This window comes from Aeromicrobium sp. 636 (assembly GCF_024433585.1).
Classification (GTDB): Bacteria; Actinomycetota; Actinomycetes; order Propionibacteriales; family Nocardioidaceae; genus Aeromicrobium; species Aeromicrobium senzhongii.
The window spans coordinates 259,922-275,448 of sequence record NZ_WNJU01000003.1 but is presented as its reverse complement, the minus strand read 5'-3'; the positions used below and the strand labels follow the sequence as shown (position 1 = coordinate 275,448).

Sequence of the window (15,527 nt, the reverse complement as noted above, 5' to 3'; positions counted from 1 at the left end):
CACCTTTCAGAGGGTTTGAAAGGTAGAAATCGGAGCAAATCTCGTTATGCGCGGAAGGCCTCGAAGTCGTCCAGGACCTCGGGGTTCTGCAGGGCGCCCTTCGCGGCGGCCTCGTCGACCGGGGTGCCGCGCAGGATCTTCTTGACGGGCACCTCGAGCTTCTTGCCCGAGAGCGTGCGCGGCATGCCGCGCACCTGGTGGATCTCGTCGGGCACGTGGCGCGGCGAGAGCTTGGACCGCAGCTCGGTGGTGATCTGCTTCGTCAGGGCGTCGTCCAGCCGTGCGCCCTCGACCAGCGCCACGAACAGCAGCAGCCGTCCGGCGCCGCCCTCGGTGTCCTCGAGGTGCACGACGATGCTGTCGGCCACCTCGGGCAGCGACTCGACCACCGAGTAGAACTCCGAGGTCCCCAGCCGCACGCCGCCGCGGTTGAGGGTGGCGTCGCTGCGCCCGGTGATCGTGCACGAGCCGTACGACGTCAGGTTGATCCAGTCGCCGTGGCGCCAGACGCCGGGGAAGTCCTCGAAGTACGCGGCGCGGTAGCGCGAGCCGTCATCGTCGCCCCAGAAGCCGACCGGCATCGAGGGCATCGGCTGCTTGATGACCAGCTCGCCGAGCTGGTCGCGCACCGGCTGCCCGGACTCGTCGAAGGCGTCGACGTCGCAGCCCAGGCAGCGGCAGGAGATCTCGCCGGCGTAGACCGGCACGGTGGGTGCGGCTCCCACGAAGGCGGCGCACGTGTCGGTGCCGCCCGAGACGGAGCACAGCTGCACGTGCGGCTCGAACTCCTCGTAGACCCACCGGAACCCGGCCTCGGGCAGCGGGGCGCCCGTGGAGCCGATCGCACGCAGGGACGACAGATCCGCGATCTGCGCGGGATGCAGGTCCTCCTTGCGGCACTGCAGCAGATACGGCGCACTGGTGCCGAAGTACGTGACGCCGACCTCGGCCGCCATGCGCCACAGCTCGCCCAGGTCGGGGTGGGCCGGGTTGCCGTCGAACATCACCACGGTGGCTCCGACGCCGATCCCCGAGACGAGGTAGTTCCACATCATCCAGCCGGTGGTGGAGAACCAGAAGAAGCGGTCGGCAGGCCCCAGGTCGCTCTGCAGGGCGAGCGCCTTGAGGTGCTCGATCGTGATGCCCCCGTGCCCGTGCACGATCGGCTTGGGCAGGCCCGTGGTGCCCGACGAGAACAGGACGTACAACGGCGCGTCGAAGGCGACCCGGGCGAACTCCAGCGGGCCGCCGGTCGCCGTGAACTGTTGCCACGTGATCGCCCGGTCCGGCGCGGGCGCGGCGGGGTCGAGGTACGGCAGCCACACCACGGTGCGCAGGCTGGGCAGGGCGGCGGTGATGGTCTCGACCTGCTCGCGGCGGTCGATGCCCTTGTCGCCGTAGCGGTAGCCGTCGACCGCCAGCAGCACGACCGGCTCGATCTGCTGCCAGCGGTCGATGACGCTCTGCGTGCCGAACTCGGGGGCGCAGGAGGAGAAGATCGCGCCAAGGCTGGCCGCGGCCAGCAGCAGGACGAGCGTCTCGGGGATGTTCGGCGAGTACGCGGCGACCCGGTCGCCGGGGCCGACGCCGGCATCGATCAGGCCTTGCCGTGCCCGCGCCACCTGGTCGCGCAGACCGGCGGCCGTCAGGCTGACCTCGTCACGGCTCTGCGAGCGGCCGACCACCACGACGTCGTCGTCGGCGCGGCCGGGCAGCCGCAGCATCGCCTCGGCGTAGTTCAACCGGACGTCGGGGAACCAGCGGGCCCCGGGCATCGAGGCGTCCGGCAGGACCTCGGTGGCGTCGCCGTCGTACGGCAGCTCCAGGTACTCCAGCCACGCGCCCCAGAACCCGGCGACGTCGTCGACCGACCACTGCCACAGGGAGTCGTAGTCGGGGACGTCCACGCCCCGGCTCTGCGCGATCCACGCCGCGAACTGCTCGATCGGCGTGGTGCCCCGGTGAGGCGGTTTCCAGAGGACGTCGGCGGACATGCCCGCAGTCTAGGACGGCGATGGCGCTGTGTCGGCGCGGCGCGGAAGGACGGCCCCAGGACCGATGCGTCGAGACGATCGGCGACCCTGCCTTCCCCAGCAGGTCGACGATCGTCTCGACGTCGGCGTGCCCCCGCCCACACCGGCACGTTCCGACCAGGTCGGGTGACGCAACGGCTTCACGGCAGTTCTCCCTGCTCCGATCGCGTCACACCAACGCTCCTGGGCCTGCCGGGTTCCCGGTCCCCCTCCGGTGAACAGACCACATCTTGCCCAACTCTCCCAGTGACCAAGGGCCGTTTCTGGAGAAAAGGATGGGAATTGTGATGCAGTCGACACCAGTGAGGCTGCGTGCCGATCGAAGCCTGCCGCGCGTCGCGGACCGACAACGAAAAGATCCCCGGAACCCGAGGGTTCCGAGGATCTGATCGTGCTGAGGCACTGGTCGGGGTGACAGGATTTGAACCTGCGGCCTCGTCGTCCCGAACGACGCGCGCTACCAAGCTGCGCCACACCCCGTGTGCAACCTTGGAGATTCTACCCGGTCAAGGTGAGAACTGTCGCCTCGGGTCGGCAGGAGAACCGGAACGGGGTGAATGGCGAGGTGCCGCAGCCCGCTGAGACGTGCAACCAGGAGGCGTCGTGACCGGGCGTGCGGTGGGTGTGCAGGCCGTTCGCGCGGGCCCGGTCGATGTCGCAATTGGTGACCAGGGCGCCGAAGCCGGGTACCTGCAGCTGGCCTCCGTGCGTGTGGCCGGCGAGGATCAGCTCGTTCCCGGCGGCGTTGAACGAGTCGAGCACGCGCAGGTAGGGGGCGTGGGCCACCCCGATGCGCAGGTCCGCCGTGGCGTCGGCGGGCAGGTGGTCGAGCCGGTCGAACCGCAGGTGCGGGTCGTCGACACCCGTGAAGGCGATGTGCGTGCCCTTGACCGTCAGCTCGCCCCGGTCGTTGTTGAGGTCCAGCCACCCCTGCTGCGTGAAGGCGGCGCGCAGGTCCTCGAAGGGCAGGTCCCGAGGCCGGCTCCAGTCGCCGCCGACGTCGACTCCCGTGCCGCCGCTCAGGTAGGACGTGGGGCTCTTCAGCTTCGGCGAGAAGTAGTCGTTCGAGCCGAAGACGAACACGCCGGGGACGTCGAGCAGTCCGGCGAGCGAGGCGACCAAGGGCGCCACGGAGTCCGCGCGCGCGAGGTTGTCGCCCGTGTTCACGACCAGGTCCGGCTCCAGCGCGGCGAGCGACTCGAGCCACTCGCGCTTCGGCAGCTGGCCGGGCAGCAGGTGGATGTCGGAGAGGTGGAGCACCCGCAGCGGCTCGTGCCCGGCGGGCAGGACGGGAGCGGTGAACTCGCGGACCACGAACCGGCGGCTCGCCTCGATGTACGAGTAGCCCAGCGTGCCGAGCCCGAGCGCGGTCGTCGCGGCCAGCAGCCGTCCCAGTGCCATGCGGGCAGCCTAGTCCTGCGGTGCCAGCGGACTCAGATCCAGCCGTGCTCGTAGGCGTGCTCGGCGGCCTCGTACCGCGAGGACGTGTCGGTCTTGGCCATCGCGCTCGACAGGTAGTTGCGCACCGTGCCCTCGGCCAGGTGCAGCGTCCCGGCGATCTCGGCGATCGACGCGTGCCGTCGGGTCAGGCGCAGGGCGTCGAGCTCGCGGTCCGACAAGGGGCACGTCTCGGCCTCGAGCGCCGCCGCGGCGACCTCGGAGTCGACGTAGCGGCGTCCCGCCGCGACCTCGCGGATCACCTGTGCCAGCGTGGACACCGGGCTCGACTTCGGCACGAAACCCGAGATCCCGGCGGCCATGGCCCGCCGGAGCACGCCGGGACGAGCATGGCGGGTCATGAGCACCGAGCGCGCCGGGGGTGCGATCTGGGTCGACACCTCAATCCCGTCGGTCGGTGGCATCTCGAGGTCGAGCAGGACCACGTCCGGCTCGTGCAACCGGACCAGGTCCAGGCCGTCCGCGCCGTTCGCGGCCTCGCCCACGATGTCGAGGTCCTCCTCCAGCGCGAGGAGGGCCACGATCGCGCTGCGGATCATCTCCTCGTCGTCGACGACCACCACGCGGATCACACCGTCACCTCCAGCGTGAAGAGACCGTCATCGCGCCGCACCGCGAGTCGGCCACCGGCGGCGGCGGCGCGCTCGGTCAGCGAGGCGAGGCCCGTCCCGTGGGACGACGCCGACGGGCCTGCCCCGTCGTTGGTGATCGTGAACCGGTGCGGCGACGCGGCGATCCGCACCGAGGTCGCGTCGCTGTGGCGCAGGATGTTCGTCGTCGCCTCCCGCAGCGCCAGGGCGAAGAGCGGCTGCTCGAGCTCCTCGGCGCAGTCGACCTCGACGGCGGCGCCGGCGGCCTCGAGCACGGCGGCGGCGTTCGCCATCTCCTCGCGCAGGCTGGTGCGGCGGTAACCCCGCACGATCTCCTTCGTCTCGGCGATGGCCTCCCGGGCGATCTGCTGGACCTCGTGCATCGAGGCGCGGGCGGCCTCGGGGTCCCGGTCGAGCTGGCGCTCGGCCAGCTCGGCCTTGAGCGCGATCACCTGCAGGTGGTGGCCCTGGACGTCGTGCAGGTCGGCCGCGAGCCGCAACCGCTCGCGCACCGCGGCCAGGTCGGCCTCGGCCTCGCCCTTCGACCGGACCTGCAGCATGAGCTGCCACAGCCAGACCTGGAAGATGCAGACGACCGGAAGGAACAGGGCCAGGTAGCCCAGCACGTAGCCGCCCTCGTCGTCGAGGTCGCGCAGCTGCTCCCACCCCCCGATGGCGTAAAACCCGACGAGCAGCACCAGCACGAGCGGCACCACGTTGTTGCGCCACCGCGGTGCGAGGTCGATCGCCAGCAGCGACACGACCAGCCAGGGCACGAGGACGACGCCGGGCGGAAAGGTGGGCGGCAGCCACGCCAGCGGGAAGACCAGCAACGCGGGAGCCAGGTATCTCACCCGCTGCCCCCAGGAGAACTGCTGCTGACCGAGCCCCGCCTTCGCGGCCGCGATCAGCGGACGACAGGAGAACCACACGACCGCTGCGATGACGACGAGCAGCCCGACGGTGCGGACGACCGCGATGCCTTCTGCAAGGTCCGCCAGGGCGCGAACCACCGGCCCGATCAGGCCCATCACCACGTAGAGCCACAGGCTCGTCGCGGTGTAGCGCCAGGTGGCGACGAAGCCGTCGGGATTCGGACTCACGCCGACGACCGTATCCGAGAGGGCGCATGACAGATGTCATGAGTTGTGGTGACGCCGCACTCTGGCCGGTCCCGCCGCCGTGACGCCAAGGTGGAGCCATGGACATCACCGACGACACCGTCATCGAGGCCCGCGGGCTGTCGTGCTCCTACGGGGACTTCGTCGCCGTGCGCGACCTCGACCTGACGGTCCACCGCGGCGAGCTGTTCGCCCTCCTGGGCACGAACGGCGCCGGCAAGACCACGACCATGGAGACCCTGGAGGGCCATCGCGGCGCCGACGGCGGGCAGGTGCGCGTGCTCGGGCTCGACCCGCAGCGCGACCGGGCCGCCCTGCGGCCGCGCATCGGCATGATGCTCCAGGAGACCGGGTTCGCCGGCGACCTGACCGTCCGCGAGACGCTCGAGATGTGGGCCGCGCTGACGACTCGCCCTGACCCCGTCGACGACGTGCTCAAGCGCGTCGAGCTGGCCGATCGCGCCGACACCCGGGTCGTCCAGCTGTCCGGCGGCCAGCGCCGTCGCCTCGACCTGGCGCTCGCCACGCTCAACCGGCCCGAGGTGCTCTTCCTCGACGAGCCCACCGCCGGCCTGGACCCCGAGTCGCGTGAGCGCACGTGGGGCATCGTGCGCGACCTGCTGGCGGGCGGCACCACCGTCGTCCTGACGACGCACTACCTCGAGGAGGCCGAGTCGCTGGCCGATCGCATCGCGATCATGCACGGTGGCCGCGTCGTCCGCGAGGGCACCCTGGAGCAGATCGTGGGGGCGGCGCCGGCGCAGATCTCGTTCCGCGCGCCGGTCGCGGACGGGGCCCGCCTGGAGCGTGAGCTGCGCACCGTCGTCGACCCGCAGGACGTGCAGGTCCAGGGCGACCTCGTCCGGCTCGGGGTCGCCGACCTGCAGCCCGCCCTCGGTCGCCTGTTGGGCTGGGCCGACCAGCACGGCCACCGCCTCGGCCGCCTGCACGCCCAGGAGGCGAGCCTGTCCGAGGTCTTCACCCGCATCAGCCAGGACCGCATCGAGGAGAACGCATGAGCACCGCGACCACCACCACCCGACCGTCGGCCTCGCGGGCGTGGGTGATCGCCCGCACGGAGCTGCGCCTGATCGCCCGGTCCAAGGCCACGCTGGTCAGCGCGACCGCGTTCCCGCTGATGTTCGCGGCCTTCGTCATCGCACAGGCCGAGACGGCGCGGAACGCCGCCGTCGGGATGATCTGCATGGTCCTGGCGTTCTTCGCCCTGTTCGCGATCTACCTCACGGCCACGACGACGCTGGTCACCCGCCGCCAGGACCTGTTCCTCAAGCGGCTGCGCTCCGGCGAGACGGGCGACGGTGCGATCCTCGCCGGCGTGTTGGCGGCGCCGCTGGTGCTGTTCCTGGCCCAGGTGACCGTGGTCGCGGGCGTCCTGGTCGCGCTCGACATCCCGGCCCCCTCGCGGCCCTGGTGGCTCCTGGCCGCCGTCGTCGGCCTGGTGGCGTCGACCCTGACCGCAGCCACGGCCACGGCAGCGATCACGCCGAACGCGAGCGCGGCCCAGATCTCGACGATGCCCTACATCACCGTCGTGCTGGGATCGCTGGTCGCCGGGCCGTTGGTGGAGAGCCCCTACCTCGACCTGACGCCCGGCGGAGCGCTCGTGACCCTCGTCCGGGCCGCGTACGACCTGGAGCTGGCCGGCAACCCCGGGTTCGCCATCGCGGGCCTGGCGTTGTGGACCTGGGTGGGCGTCGACCTCACCCGCCGGCTCTTCCGCTGGGAGCCGCGGCACTGAGGGAGGCCCGCGCCGACAGGTGGGAGACTGGAGCCATGTCAGCTCTCAAGGATCGACTCCGCGACGACCTCAACACCGCCCTGAAGGCCCGGGACGCCCTGCGCACCTCGGTCATCCGGATGGCGCTGGCGGCGATCACGAACGCCGAGGTCGCCGGCAAGGAGGCGCGCGAGCTGACGGACGACGACGTCCTGACCGTCCTGTCCTCGGAGGCCAAGAAGCGCCGCGAGTCGGCCACCGCCTTCGACGAGGGCAACCGCCCCGAGCTGGCCGAGAAGGAGCGGGCCGAGGCCGCCATCTTGGCCGAGTACCTGCCCGAGCCGCTGAGCGACGAGGAGATCTCGTCGATCGTGGCCGAGACCATCGAGCAGACCGGCGCCGCGGGCGAAGGCATGAAGGCCATGGGCAAGGTCATGGGCGCCGTGACGGCGAAGACCAAGGGCCGCGCCGACGGAGGCGCCGTCGCGGCCGAGGTCAGGCGCCAGCTCGGCGCCTGAGCGCAGCGTGAAACGAGCGGGGCCCGTGGGTGACCACGGGCCCCGCTCGTCCGTTCACATCGCGTGACTCAGTCGTCGCCGCGGTCGCCGCCGCGGCCCCGGCCTCGGTCGCCACCACGGGCCGGCCGATCGCCGCCGCGGGCGTCCGGCTTGGCCGCGGCCTTCTGCGCACTGGGCAGGCTCGCCGAGTCGAACTTGGCCGGCGTGAGGCTCTTCTCGATCTCGCCCATCGCCGCCTTCCACTGCGGACCCGCCAGCGACGAGCCGCCCGCCTGGCTGAACGACACCGGCACGCCGCGCAGGCTCGTGTTGACCAGACCGGCCGGTCGACCGTTCTTGGTGATGCCGGCGATCATCGACGCCGCCGAGATCTCGGGGGTGTAGCCGACGTACCAGACGGCCTTGGAGTCGTTGGTCGTACCGGTCTTGGCGGCCGACGGGATGCTCAGGCCGGTGCCGTTGCTGTAACCGAAGCCGCCCGGCTGCTGCAGGCCCACGAGGATCGCGTTGATCGTCGCGGCGTTCTTCTTGCTCATGACGCGCTTGCACTCGGGCTTGTACTTCTTGAGCGTCTTGCCGTTGCGGTCGAGGATCTCGGCGACGGGGGCCGGCTCGCAGTACTCGCCGCCGGCGGCGGGCGTGGCGTACGCGGCCGCCATGTCCAGCGGGCTCACGTCGATCGGCCCGAGCGTGAACGACGGGACGTAGCTGCCGGGGTCGCCCTTCTTCGGGTCGGGCTCCTCGATCGGGATGCCCATCTTCTTGGCCATCTTGACCGTCTTGCACAGGCCCGCGTCACGCTCGAGCTGGGCGAAGTACGTGTTGACGGACGTGCGCAGCCCGCTGACCATGTTGAACCCGCCGGCGCCCGTGGAGTTCTTGACCTCCCAGGGCCCCGTGCCTCGTCCGTCACAGTCGAAGTAGGTCCCCGTGGGGATCGTCATCGTCTGGGGCGAGTTGTACGACTTGCTCGGCGGGATGCCGTCCTCGAGCGCCGCGGCGGTCGTGAACATCTTGAAGGTCGATCCGGCCTGGAAGCCGGCCGAGTCGCCGTACTTCCGCGGCACGGAGAAGTTGATGTAGGTCTCGCCCTGCTTCTTGCCCATCGAGCGCGACTGGCCCAGGGCCCGGACCTTGCCGGTGCCCGGCTCGACCAGCGCGAGCGAGCCGATGGCCTTGTCGGTGGGGCCGACGTACTTCTTGACGGCCTGGTTGACCGACTCCTGCATCGACAGGTCGATGTTGGACTTGATGGTCAGGCCGCCGCGCTCGAGCATCGTCTGACGCTCCTTGACCGTCGCGCCCAACGCCGGCTCCTGCAGCAGGTAGCGGCGGATGTAGTCGCACGAGAAGGACGCGACCGAGTCGACGCAGCCGTTGGGGAAGGACGTGATCTTCAGGCCGATGGTGGTGGCGCTGAGCTTCTCGGCCTCGGCGGTGGGGATCTTGCCGAGGCGGGCCATGACACCGAGCACGGTGTTGCGGCGCTGCAGCGCGCGCTCGGGGTACACGCGCGGGTTGTACTGCTCGGGGTTCTGGACCAGGCCGGCCAGCGTGGCGGCCTGCGAGGTCGACAGCTTGTCAGGGCTGACCGAGAAGTAGTGATAGGCCGCGGCGTTGACGCCGTAGGCGCCGTCGCCGAAGTAGGCGATGTTCAGGTAGTGCTCGAGGATCTCGTCCTTCGAGTACTCCTTCTCATAGTTGATCGCCAGCTTCAGCTCGCGGATCTTGCGGGCCGTGGACACCTCGGTGGCGGCGGCGCGCTGCTCCTTGGTGGCGGCCTGCTGGACGAGCGTGAGCTTGACCAGCTGCTGCGTGATCGAGGAGCCGCCCTGCGTCTCACCGGCCGAGGCGTTGTTCATGAGGGCGCGCAACGTGCCCTTGAGGTCCAGCGCACCGTGCTCGTAGAACCGGTAGTCCTCGATCGAGATGATCGCCTCCTGCATGACGGGGGCGATCTTCTCGAGGGGGACGTCCTGGCGGTTCTCCTGGTAGAAGTACGCGATCCGACGGCCGTTCGAGGCCAGCACGCGGGTGGTCTGCGGGTTGGGCAGGTCCTGCAGCGCGAGCGGCAGGTCGACGATGTCCTTGGTGGCCTTGTTGCCCGTGGAGGCCACGAAGGCCGTCCCGGGCACGAAGATCACGGCGATGATCACGCCTGCCAGGACGGACAGCCACGCGATCGAACCGATCGCCCCCCACACAGAGGTCGGCTTCGGTTCGCTCTCGGCGACCTTCTTGATCGATTCGCCCATGTCCTGCCACGCCATGGCATGAGGATACGGGAGTTTCGCAATGTGACCACGGACCGTTGCGATGCCGTGAGCCGCCGGTCCGGCGCGGGCGCCGGACGATTCGGACGAACCACGGAGTGACTCTTTGGAACTATGTACCAACTACCCGGACGAATCTGTCCACTTCAGCCGATCATCCCTACGCTGGTGGCACAGCAGAAACAAATTCTCCTTCCGGTCACGGGGACCGGGGGGATCTCGGGAAAGGTCTCTGCGCATGTGGAACGAAAACTGGTCTCAGGACGCCGCCTGCTTGGGCAAGTCGGACGATCTCTTCGTCAAGGGTGCCGAGCAGAATCGCGCCAAGGTCGTCTGCAACGGCTGCGAGGTCCGCGCCGAGTGCCTGGCCGAAGCCCTCGACAACCGCATCGAGTGGGGCGTGTGGGGCGGCATGACCGAGCGGGAGCGCCGCGCGCTGCTGCGTCGCAAGCCCAACGTCCGCCGCTGGCGCGACGTGCTCGTCCCCGCCAACTGACCCTCTCCGTCTCAGTCGCCCTGCGGGGTGCCGAGGTGATGACCGATCGTCCGTAGTCCCGCCACGTCGTGGACGTCCGTGTCCAACGCCGGCACCGGGACGATCTCGACGTTCCCGTGCGCGGCACTGAACCGCTCGCGCAGTCGGTTCTCGCGCTCGGCCAGTCGCATCCGCTCGGCGTGCACGTCGAGCAGCTCGGCCGTCCGGCGCTCCGCCGCCTTCCCCCCGGCCAGCCGTGGCGCCGCGGACTCGGCGTCCACCGCGCTGACACCGGCGGCCGCCTCGTCGTGCACCCGGTTCACCACCAGGCCCGCCAGCGGCATGTCGTCGGCCGCGAGCCGCTCGACGAAGTAGGCCGCCTCGCGCATCGCCGCCGACTCGGGCGCGGCGATGACCAGGAACGCCGTCCCCTCGGCCTGCAGCAGCGAGAACGTCGCCTCGGCGCGCTGGCGGAATCCGCCGAACAGCGTGTCGAAGGCCGCGATGAACGTCTGCATGTCGGTCAGCACCTGCGCGCCGAGCACCTTGTTGAGCGCCCCCGTGACGAGGCCGAGTCCCGCCGACAGCATCCGCGCCGGACCGCGGGCCGGCGCCAGCATCAATCGGATGAACCGTCCGTCCAGCAACGACGACAGCCGCTCCGGGGCGTCGAGGAAGTCCAGGGCCGACCGCGACGGCGGCGTGTCCACGACGATCAGGTCCCAGCGGTTCTCGCCGTGCAGCTGGCCCAGCTTCTCCATCGCCATGTACTCCTGCGTGCCCGCGAACGAGCTGGACAGGGCGACGTAGAACGGGTTGCTCAGGATCTCGGCGGCCTTCTCGGGCGAGGCGTGCGCCTCGACGACCTCGTCGAAGGTCGTCTTCATGTCCAGCATCATCGCGTCGAGCGAGCCGCCGGCCGACGTGTCGATCCCGGCGACCGGCCGCGGGGTGTTGTCGAGCTCGAGCAGGCCCAGCGACTGCGCCAGCCGCCGTGCCGGGTCGATCGTCAGCACGCAGACCGTGCGTCCCTGCTCGGCGGCACGCAGCGCCAGCGCGGCGGCCGTCGTGGTCTTGCCGACACCACCGGCGCCGCAGCACACCACGATGCGGGTCTGCGGGTCGCCGATCAGCCCGTCCACGTCGATACGCACCGGCTCGTGGGCCGAGGAGATCCGACGCTCGGTGCGCGGACGGCGCTCGCGAGGGGTCGTGGTCGCGCGGCCGCTCATCGGGCGTCCTCCACCAGAGGAGCCAGCGTGTCGGCCAGATCCTGCAGGGCGCCCAGGTCGATCCCGCCGGTCAGCATCGGCAGGCTCAGGTGCGGCCGTCCGCAGCTCTCGATGATCGCCCGCTGCTCGTTCTGCAGCCGTTGCCGCTCGACGTGCCCGAACCCGTCGGCGACGAGCGTCGCCGCGGCCTGGCGCGGGAGTCCGACCCGCTCGAGCACGGGAGCGACGGCCTTGGCGTCGAGGCGGCCGGCCTCGAGCGCCTCGACCGTGTCGGGCGAGAGCAACGAGGGGCGCACCAGGTTCACGACCACGTGGCCGACCGGCAACCCCGCCCGGGTGAGCTCCGCGATGCCGTCGAGGGTCTCCTGCACGGGCATCTCCTCCAGCACCGTGACCAGGTGCACGGCCGTCTGCGGGCTGCGCATCATCGTCATGATCGATTCGGACTGGGTCTTGATCGGGCCGACCTTGGCCAGCCCGGCGACGTCGTCGTTGACGCCCAGGAAGCGGGTGATCCGGCCCGTGGGCGGCGCGTCGACGACCACGGCGTCGTAGACGAAGTCCGAGGACTTGTCCTTCGTGCGTCGCCGCGCGGCCTCGTAGACCTTTCCGGTCAGCAGCACGTCGCGCACACCCGGCGCGATCGTCGTCGCGAAGTCGATGACGCCGAACTTGTCCAGCGCCCGCCCGGCCCGGCCGAGCCGGTAGTACATCTGCAGGTACTCCAGCAGCGCAGCCTCGGGATCGATCGCGAGCGCGTGGACGTGACCGCCGGAATCGCTCGTGGCGATGCGGCGCTCCTCGTAGGGCAGCGGCGGCACGTCGAAGAGCTGGGCGATCCCCTGGCGACCCTCCACCTCGCACAGCAGCACCTTCTTGCCCTGGTCGGCCAGGGACAGCGCGAGGGCGGCGGCCACGGTCGTCTTGCCGGTGCCGCCCTTGCCGGTCACGACGTGCAAGGGGGTCGAGTTCGCCACGCCGTCGAGACTACCGAGGGTCGGGCCCTCGCGTCGGTCGAGAAGCCGTCGTGGTTCCGGCGATACAGTCGGGCCATGACCAAGTGGGAATACCTGACGGCACCTGTGCTCGTCCATGCGACCAAGCAGATCCTCGACAACTTCGGACGCGACGGCTGGGAGCTGGTGCAGATCGTCCCGGGCATGAACCCGGAGAACCTCGTGGCCTACTTCAAGCGGCCGGTGGCCTGATCATGGGCGCCGTCGTCGAACGCCTCGCATCGATGGGGCTGACCGTTCCCGACGTCGCCGCTCCCGTGGCGTCGTACGTGCCCGCGTTGCGCAGCGGGTCGCACGTCTTCACGTCCGGCCAGCTGCCGTTCGTCGACGGGGCCCTGCCGGCCGTGGGCAAGGTCGGCGCCGAGGTGTCGCCCGAGGACGCCCACGAGTACGCCCGCCTGTGCGGCCTCAACGTCATCGCGGCCATCAACTCGATCGCCGACCTCGACACGGTCGTACGCGTCGTCAAGGTCACCGTGTTCGTGGCCAGCGCCCCCGACTTCACGGGGCAGCCCGGCGTGGCCAACGGCGCCAGCGACCTGCTCGCGGCGGCCTTCGGCGCCGCCGGGTCGCACACCCGCAGCGCGGTCGGCGTGGCCGTCCTGCCGTTGAACTCGCCCGTCGAGGTGGATGCGATCGTCGAGGTGGCCTGACGTGCTGGTGCCCGTCCCGCCGAAGGCCCTGAAGCGGCTCGAGACCTTCGACCCGGCCGACGCCGTCCAGCCCAAGGACGCCGCCACGATCGCGGTCGTCCGCGACGGTGAGGCCGGACTGGAGGCGTTCCTCATGCGCCGCCAGGCCTCGATGGCGTTCGCGGCGGGCATGTACGTGTTCCCCGGTGGCGGCGTGCAGGACGACGACGGCGAGCCGATGACGTGGGTCGGGCCGGAACCCGAGGAGTGGGCCGTCCGGTTCTCGTGCGATCCGGAGCTGGCCCGGCGTCTGGTCGTCGCCGCCGTGCGCGAGACCTTCGAGGAGACCGGCGTGTTGCTGGCCGGCCCCGACGAGCACTCGATCGTGGGGGACACCACCGATCTGGCCGGGGCCCGCGACGAGCTCGAGGCGAAGAAGATGTCGTTCGCGCAGTTCCTCGCCGACGAGAAGCTCGTGCTGCGCGCCGACCTGCTGGGCGCGTGGGCGCACTGGATCACCCCGGCGCTCGAGCCGCGCCGTTACGACACCCGCTTCTTCGTCGCCGCCCTGCCCGAGGGTCAGCGGATCGGCACGGTCAGCACCGAGGCGGACAAGTCGTTGTGGGCGCCCCTGGCGGACGTGCTCGCGCTGGTCGATGCCGGCCGGGCGGCCATGATGCCGCCCACCGCCGTGACCTGCCGCGAACTGGCACCCCTGGCAGCCGGCGACGTGCTGACGGCCTCGGCCGAGCGGACCATCAAGCCCATCGAGCCCCGCTTCGTCCGGGTGGACGGTCAGTGGTGGCTCGACATCGATCGTGAGGAAGAGCTGTGACCACCTCGGTGACGCCCCGCGCGTCGTTCATCCTGGCCGACAACCCCGGGATCATGACGCTCGACGGCACCAACACCTGGATCCTTCGCGAGCCGGGCGCCGACCGGTCCGTCGTGGTCGACCCCGGCCCCGACATCGCCGAGCACATCGACGCCGTCGTCGAAGCGGCCGGCGAGGTCGCGCTCGTGTTGTTCACCCACCACCACTGGGACCACACCGACGCCCTCGAATCGATCGTCCGGGCCACCGGCGCGCCGACCCGGGCGATCTCGCCCGACTACACCCGCTCGGCCGATCCCCTGCGCGACGGCGAGACCCTCGAGGTCGACGGGCTCACGATCGAGGTGGTGACCGCGCCCGGTCACACGAAGGACTCGGTCGCGTTCCTGCTGCCGCAGGACCGGGCGTTGCTGAGCGGCGACATGGTCCTGGGTCGGGGCACGACCGTGGTGGCCCATCCCGACGGCGCCCTCGGCCCGTACCTGGACTCGATGCGGCGGTTCCGCGCGCTGGTCACGAACGGGCAGGTCGAGACGATCCTGCCGGGTCACGGACCCGTGATCGACGACCCCGGCGCCGTCCTGGACTTCTACCTCGCCCACCGCGAGGAGCGCCTCGAGCAGGTGCGGTCCGCCATGGCCGCCGGCGCCGTCAGCGCACGTGAGGTGGTCGAGAAGGTCTACGCCGACGTCGACCCGGTCCTGTGGGACGCGGCCGAGCTGTCCGTGCGCGCCCAGCTGGAGTACCTGCGGGGGTGACGGTTTACCACGGGACCGTGGTAAACACGCGCCTCCCCAAGGAAACTTCCTTGGGGAGGCGGTGAACTACCACGGGACCGTGGTAAACCGACGAGGGTCAGCGCGAACGGCGCTTGAGACGCTCGAGGTCGAGGATGATGACCGAGCGGGGCTCGAGCCGCAGCCAGCCGCGGGAGGCGAAGTCGGCCAGCGCCTTGTTGACCGTCTCGCGCGAGGCGCCGACGAGCTGCGCCAGCTCCTCCTGCGTGAGGTCGTGGTTGACGTGGATGCCGTCGTCGGCCTCGCGTCCGAAGCGCGCGGCCAGGTCGAGCAGCGCCTTGGACACGCGACCGGGCACGTCGGAGAAGACCAGGTCGCCGACGACCTCGTTGGTGCGGCGCAGGCGGCCGGCCAGCTGGTTCAGCAGCGCGTACGCCACGTCGGGGTGCGACTGCAGGACCGGGTTGAGCGCGCTGTGACCGAGGCTGCGCAGCTCGACGTCGGTGACGGCCGTGGCCGTCGCGGAGCGGGGGCCGGGATCGAAGAACGACAGCTCGCCGAACATCTGTCCGGGGCCGAGGATCGCGATCAGGTTCTCGCGGCCGTCGACCGAACGGCGGCCCAGCTTGACCTTGCCCTCGATGACGACGTAGAGCTGATCGCCCTCGTCGCCCTCGCCGAACAGGACCTCGCCGCGGCGCAGTGACACCGCGGACATGGAGGACTCGAGGGCGCCGGAGGCGTCGTCGTCGAGGCCGTTGAACAGAGGGGCTTGGCGCAGAACTTCATCGGTCACTCTCCTAGTTTCCCACATGCAACCCAGATCACACGTACGATGTCTGCATGCGGGTGTGCCGTGTCCGGATACG

At 70.6% G+C, this 15,527-nt stretch carries 16 protein-coding genes and 1 tRNA gene; 8 read left to right on the top strand and 9 right to left on the bottom strand.

The features are described 5' to 3' along the window. Nucleotides 1-44: 44 nt before the first annotated feature. The 5 genes from GL325_RS12140 to GL325_RS16010 form a co-directional block, all read right to left on the bottom strand. Nucleotides 45-1,994, bottom strand: a complete 1,950-nt coding sequence (locus GL325_RS12140; protein ID WP_187769726.1) for an acetoacetate--CoA ligase — start codon at nucleotides 1,992-1,994, stop codon at nucleotides 45-47. Nucleotides 1,995-2,436: 442 nt separating this feature from the next. Then, a tRNA-Pro gene (locus GL325_RS12135) sits at nucleotides 2,437-2,513 on the bottom strand. A gap of 18 nt (nucleotides 2,514-2,531) precedes the next feature. After that, nucleotides 2,532-3,434, bottom strand: a complete 903-nt coding sequence (locus GL325_RS12130; protein WP_187769725.1) for a metallophosphoesterase — start codon at nucleotides 3,432-3,434, stop codon at nucleotides 2,532-2,534. Between the two features lie 32 nt (nucleotides 3,435-3,466). After that, complete coding sequence (locus GL325_RS16015) at nucleotides 3,467-4,063, bottom strand: response regulator transcription factor (RefSeq protein WP_187769724.1); 597 nt, start codon at nucleotides 4,061-4,063, stop codon at nucleotides 3,467-3,469. Then, the gene (locus GL325_RS16010; protein ID WP_187769723.1) at nucleotides 4,060-5,184 is read right to left on the bottom strand and encodes a histidine kinase; all 1,125 of its coding nucleotides are present in this window, start codon (nucleotides 5,182-5,184) and stop codon (nucleotides 4,060-4,062) included. Before GL325_RS16010 ends, GL325_RS16015 begins: the two co-directional genes overlap by 4 nt. Before the next feature lie 98 nt (nucleotides 5,185-5,282). Between GL325_RS16010 and GL325_RS12115 the strand changes: the two genes are divergently transcribed. The 3 genes from GL325_RS12115 to GL325_RS12105 are packed head-to-tail and all read left to right on the top strand — an operon-like array spanning nucleotide 5,283 to nucleotide 7,458. Further along, nucleotides 5,283-6,221, top strand: coding sequence for an ABC transporter ATP-binding protein (locus GL325_RS12115; protein WP_187769722.1), 939 nt, complete (start codon nucleotides 5,283-5,285; stop codon nucleotides 6,219-6,221). Further along, a complete protein-coding gene (locus tag GL325_RS12110) occupies nucleotides 6,218-6,961 on the top strand; it encodes a hypothetical protein (RefSeq protein WP_187769721.1) in 744 nt (247 codons plus the stop codon). The genes GL325_RS12115 and GL325_RS12110 overlap by 4 nt, the downstream gene beginning before the upstream one ends. Before the next feature lie 35 nt (nucleotides 6,962-6,996). Continuing rightward, nucleotides 6,997-7,458 (top strand): GatB/YqeY domain-containing protein, encoded by a 462-nt coding sequence (locus GL325_RS12105; RefSeq protein ID WP_187769720.1) that lies wholly within the window; start codon nucleotides 6,997-6,999, stop codon nucleotides 7,456-7,458. 68 nt (nucleotides 7,459-7,526) lie between these two features. Here the strand turns inward: GL325_RS12105 and GL325_RS12100 are convergent, their stop codons facing one another. Continuing rightward, nucleotides 7,527-9,728 (bottom strand): transglycosylase domain-containing protein, encoded by a 2,202-nt coding sequence (locus tag GL325_RS12100; RefSeq protein ID WP_187769719.1) that lies wholly within the window; start codon nucleotides 9,726-9,728, stop codon nucleotides 7,527-7,529. A gap of 241 nt (nucleotides 9,729-9,969) precedes the next feature. On the opposite strand from GL325_RS12100, the gene GL325_RS12095 reads away from it, so the two are divergent. Beyond that, complete coding sequence (locus GL325_RS12095) at nucleotides 9,970-10,227, top strand: WhiB family transcriptional regulator (RefSeq protein WP_154597207.1); 258 nt, start codon at nucleotides 9,970-9,972, stop codon at nucleotides 10,225-10,227. An 11-nt stretch (nucleotides 10,228-10,238) separates the two neighbouring features. Here GL325_RS12095 and GL325_RS12090 read toward each other — a convergent pair whose 3' ends face one another. Continuing rightward, nucleotides 10,239-11,438 carry an ArsA-related P-loop ATPase gene (locus GL325_RS12090; RefSeq protein WP_187769718.1) on the bottom strand — a complete coding sequence of 400 codons (1,200 nt, stop codon included), beginning with the start codon at nucleotides 11,436-11,438 and terminating at the stop codon, nucleotides 10,239-10,241. Next, entirely contained in the window at nucleotides 11,435-12,415 is a 981-nt protein-coding gene (locus GL325_RS12085; RefSeq protein ID WP_255467114.1) for an ArsA-related P-loop ATPase, read from the bottom strand. Before GL325_RS12085 ends, GL325_RS12090 begins: the two co-directional genes overlap by 4 nt. Nucleotides 12,416-12,490: 75 nt before the next feature. Between GL325_RS12085 and GL325_RS12080 the strand changes: the two genes are divergently transcribed. Genes GL325_RS12080 through GL325_RS12065 form a run of 4 tightly spaced genes read left to right on the top strand, consistent with a single transcriptional unit; the run spans nucleotide 12,491 to nucleotide 14,679 of the window. Then, the gene (locus GL325_RS12080; protein ID WP_153302903.1) at nucleotides 12,491-12,646 is read left to right on the top strand and encodes a DUF4177 domain-containing protein; all 156 of its coding nucleotides are present in this window, start codon (nucleotides 12,491-12,493) and stop codon (nucleotides 12,644-12,646) included. Between the two features lie 2 nt (nucleotides 12,647-12,648). Next, the gene (locus GL325_RS12075) at nucleotides 12,649-13,107 is read left to right on the top strand and encodes a RidA family protein (protein ID WP_154597210.1); all 459 of its coding nucleotides are present in this window, start codon (nucleotides 12,649-12,651) and stop codon (nucleotides 13,105-13,107) included. 1 nt (nucleotide 13,108) lies between these two features. Beyond that, nucleotides 13,109-13,921, top strand: coding sequence for an NUDIX hydrolase (locus tag GL325_RS12070; RefSeq protein WP_222865810.1), 813 nt, complete (start codon nucleotides 13,109-13,111; stop codon nucleotides 13,919-13,921). Then, nucleotides 13,918-14,679 (top strand): MBL fold metallo-hydrolase, encoded by a 762-nt coding sequence (locus tag GL325_RS12065; RefSeq protein ID WP_255956185.1) that lies wholly within the window; start codon nucleotides 13,918-13,920, stop codon nucleotides 14,677-14,679. Before GL325_RS12070 ends, GL325_RS12065 begins: the two co-directional genes overlap by 4 nt. Before the next feature lie 97 nt (nucleotides 14,680-14,776). Here the strand turns inward: GL325_RS12065 and GL325_RS12060 are convergent, their stop codons facing one another. Beyond that, on the bottom strand, nucleotides 14,777-15,472 hold the full coding sequence (locus GL325_RS12060; protein ID WP_154597211.1) for a Crp/Fnr family transcriptional regulator: 696 nt from the start codon (nucleotides 15,470-15,472) through the stop codon (nucleotides 14,777-14,779). Nucleotides 15,473-15,527 lie beyond the last annotated feature (55 nt).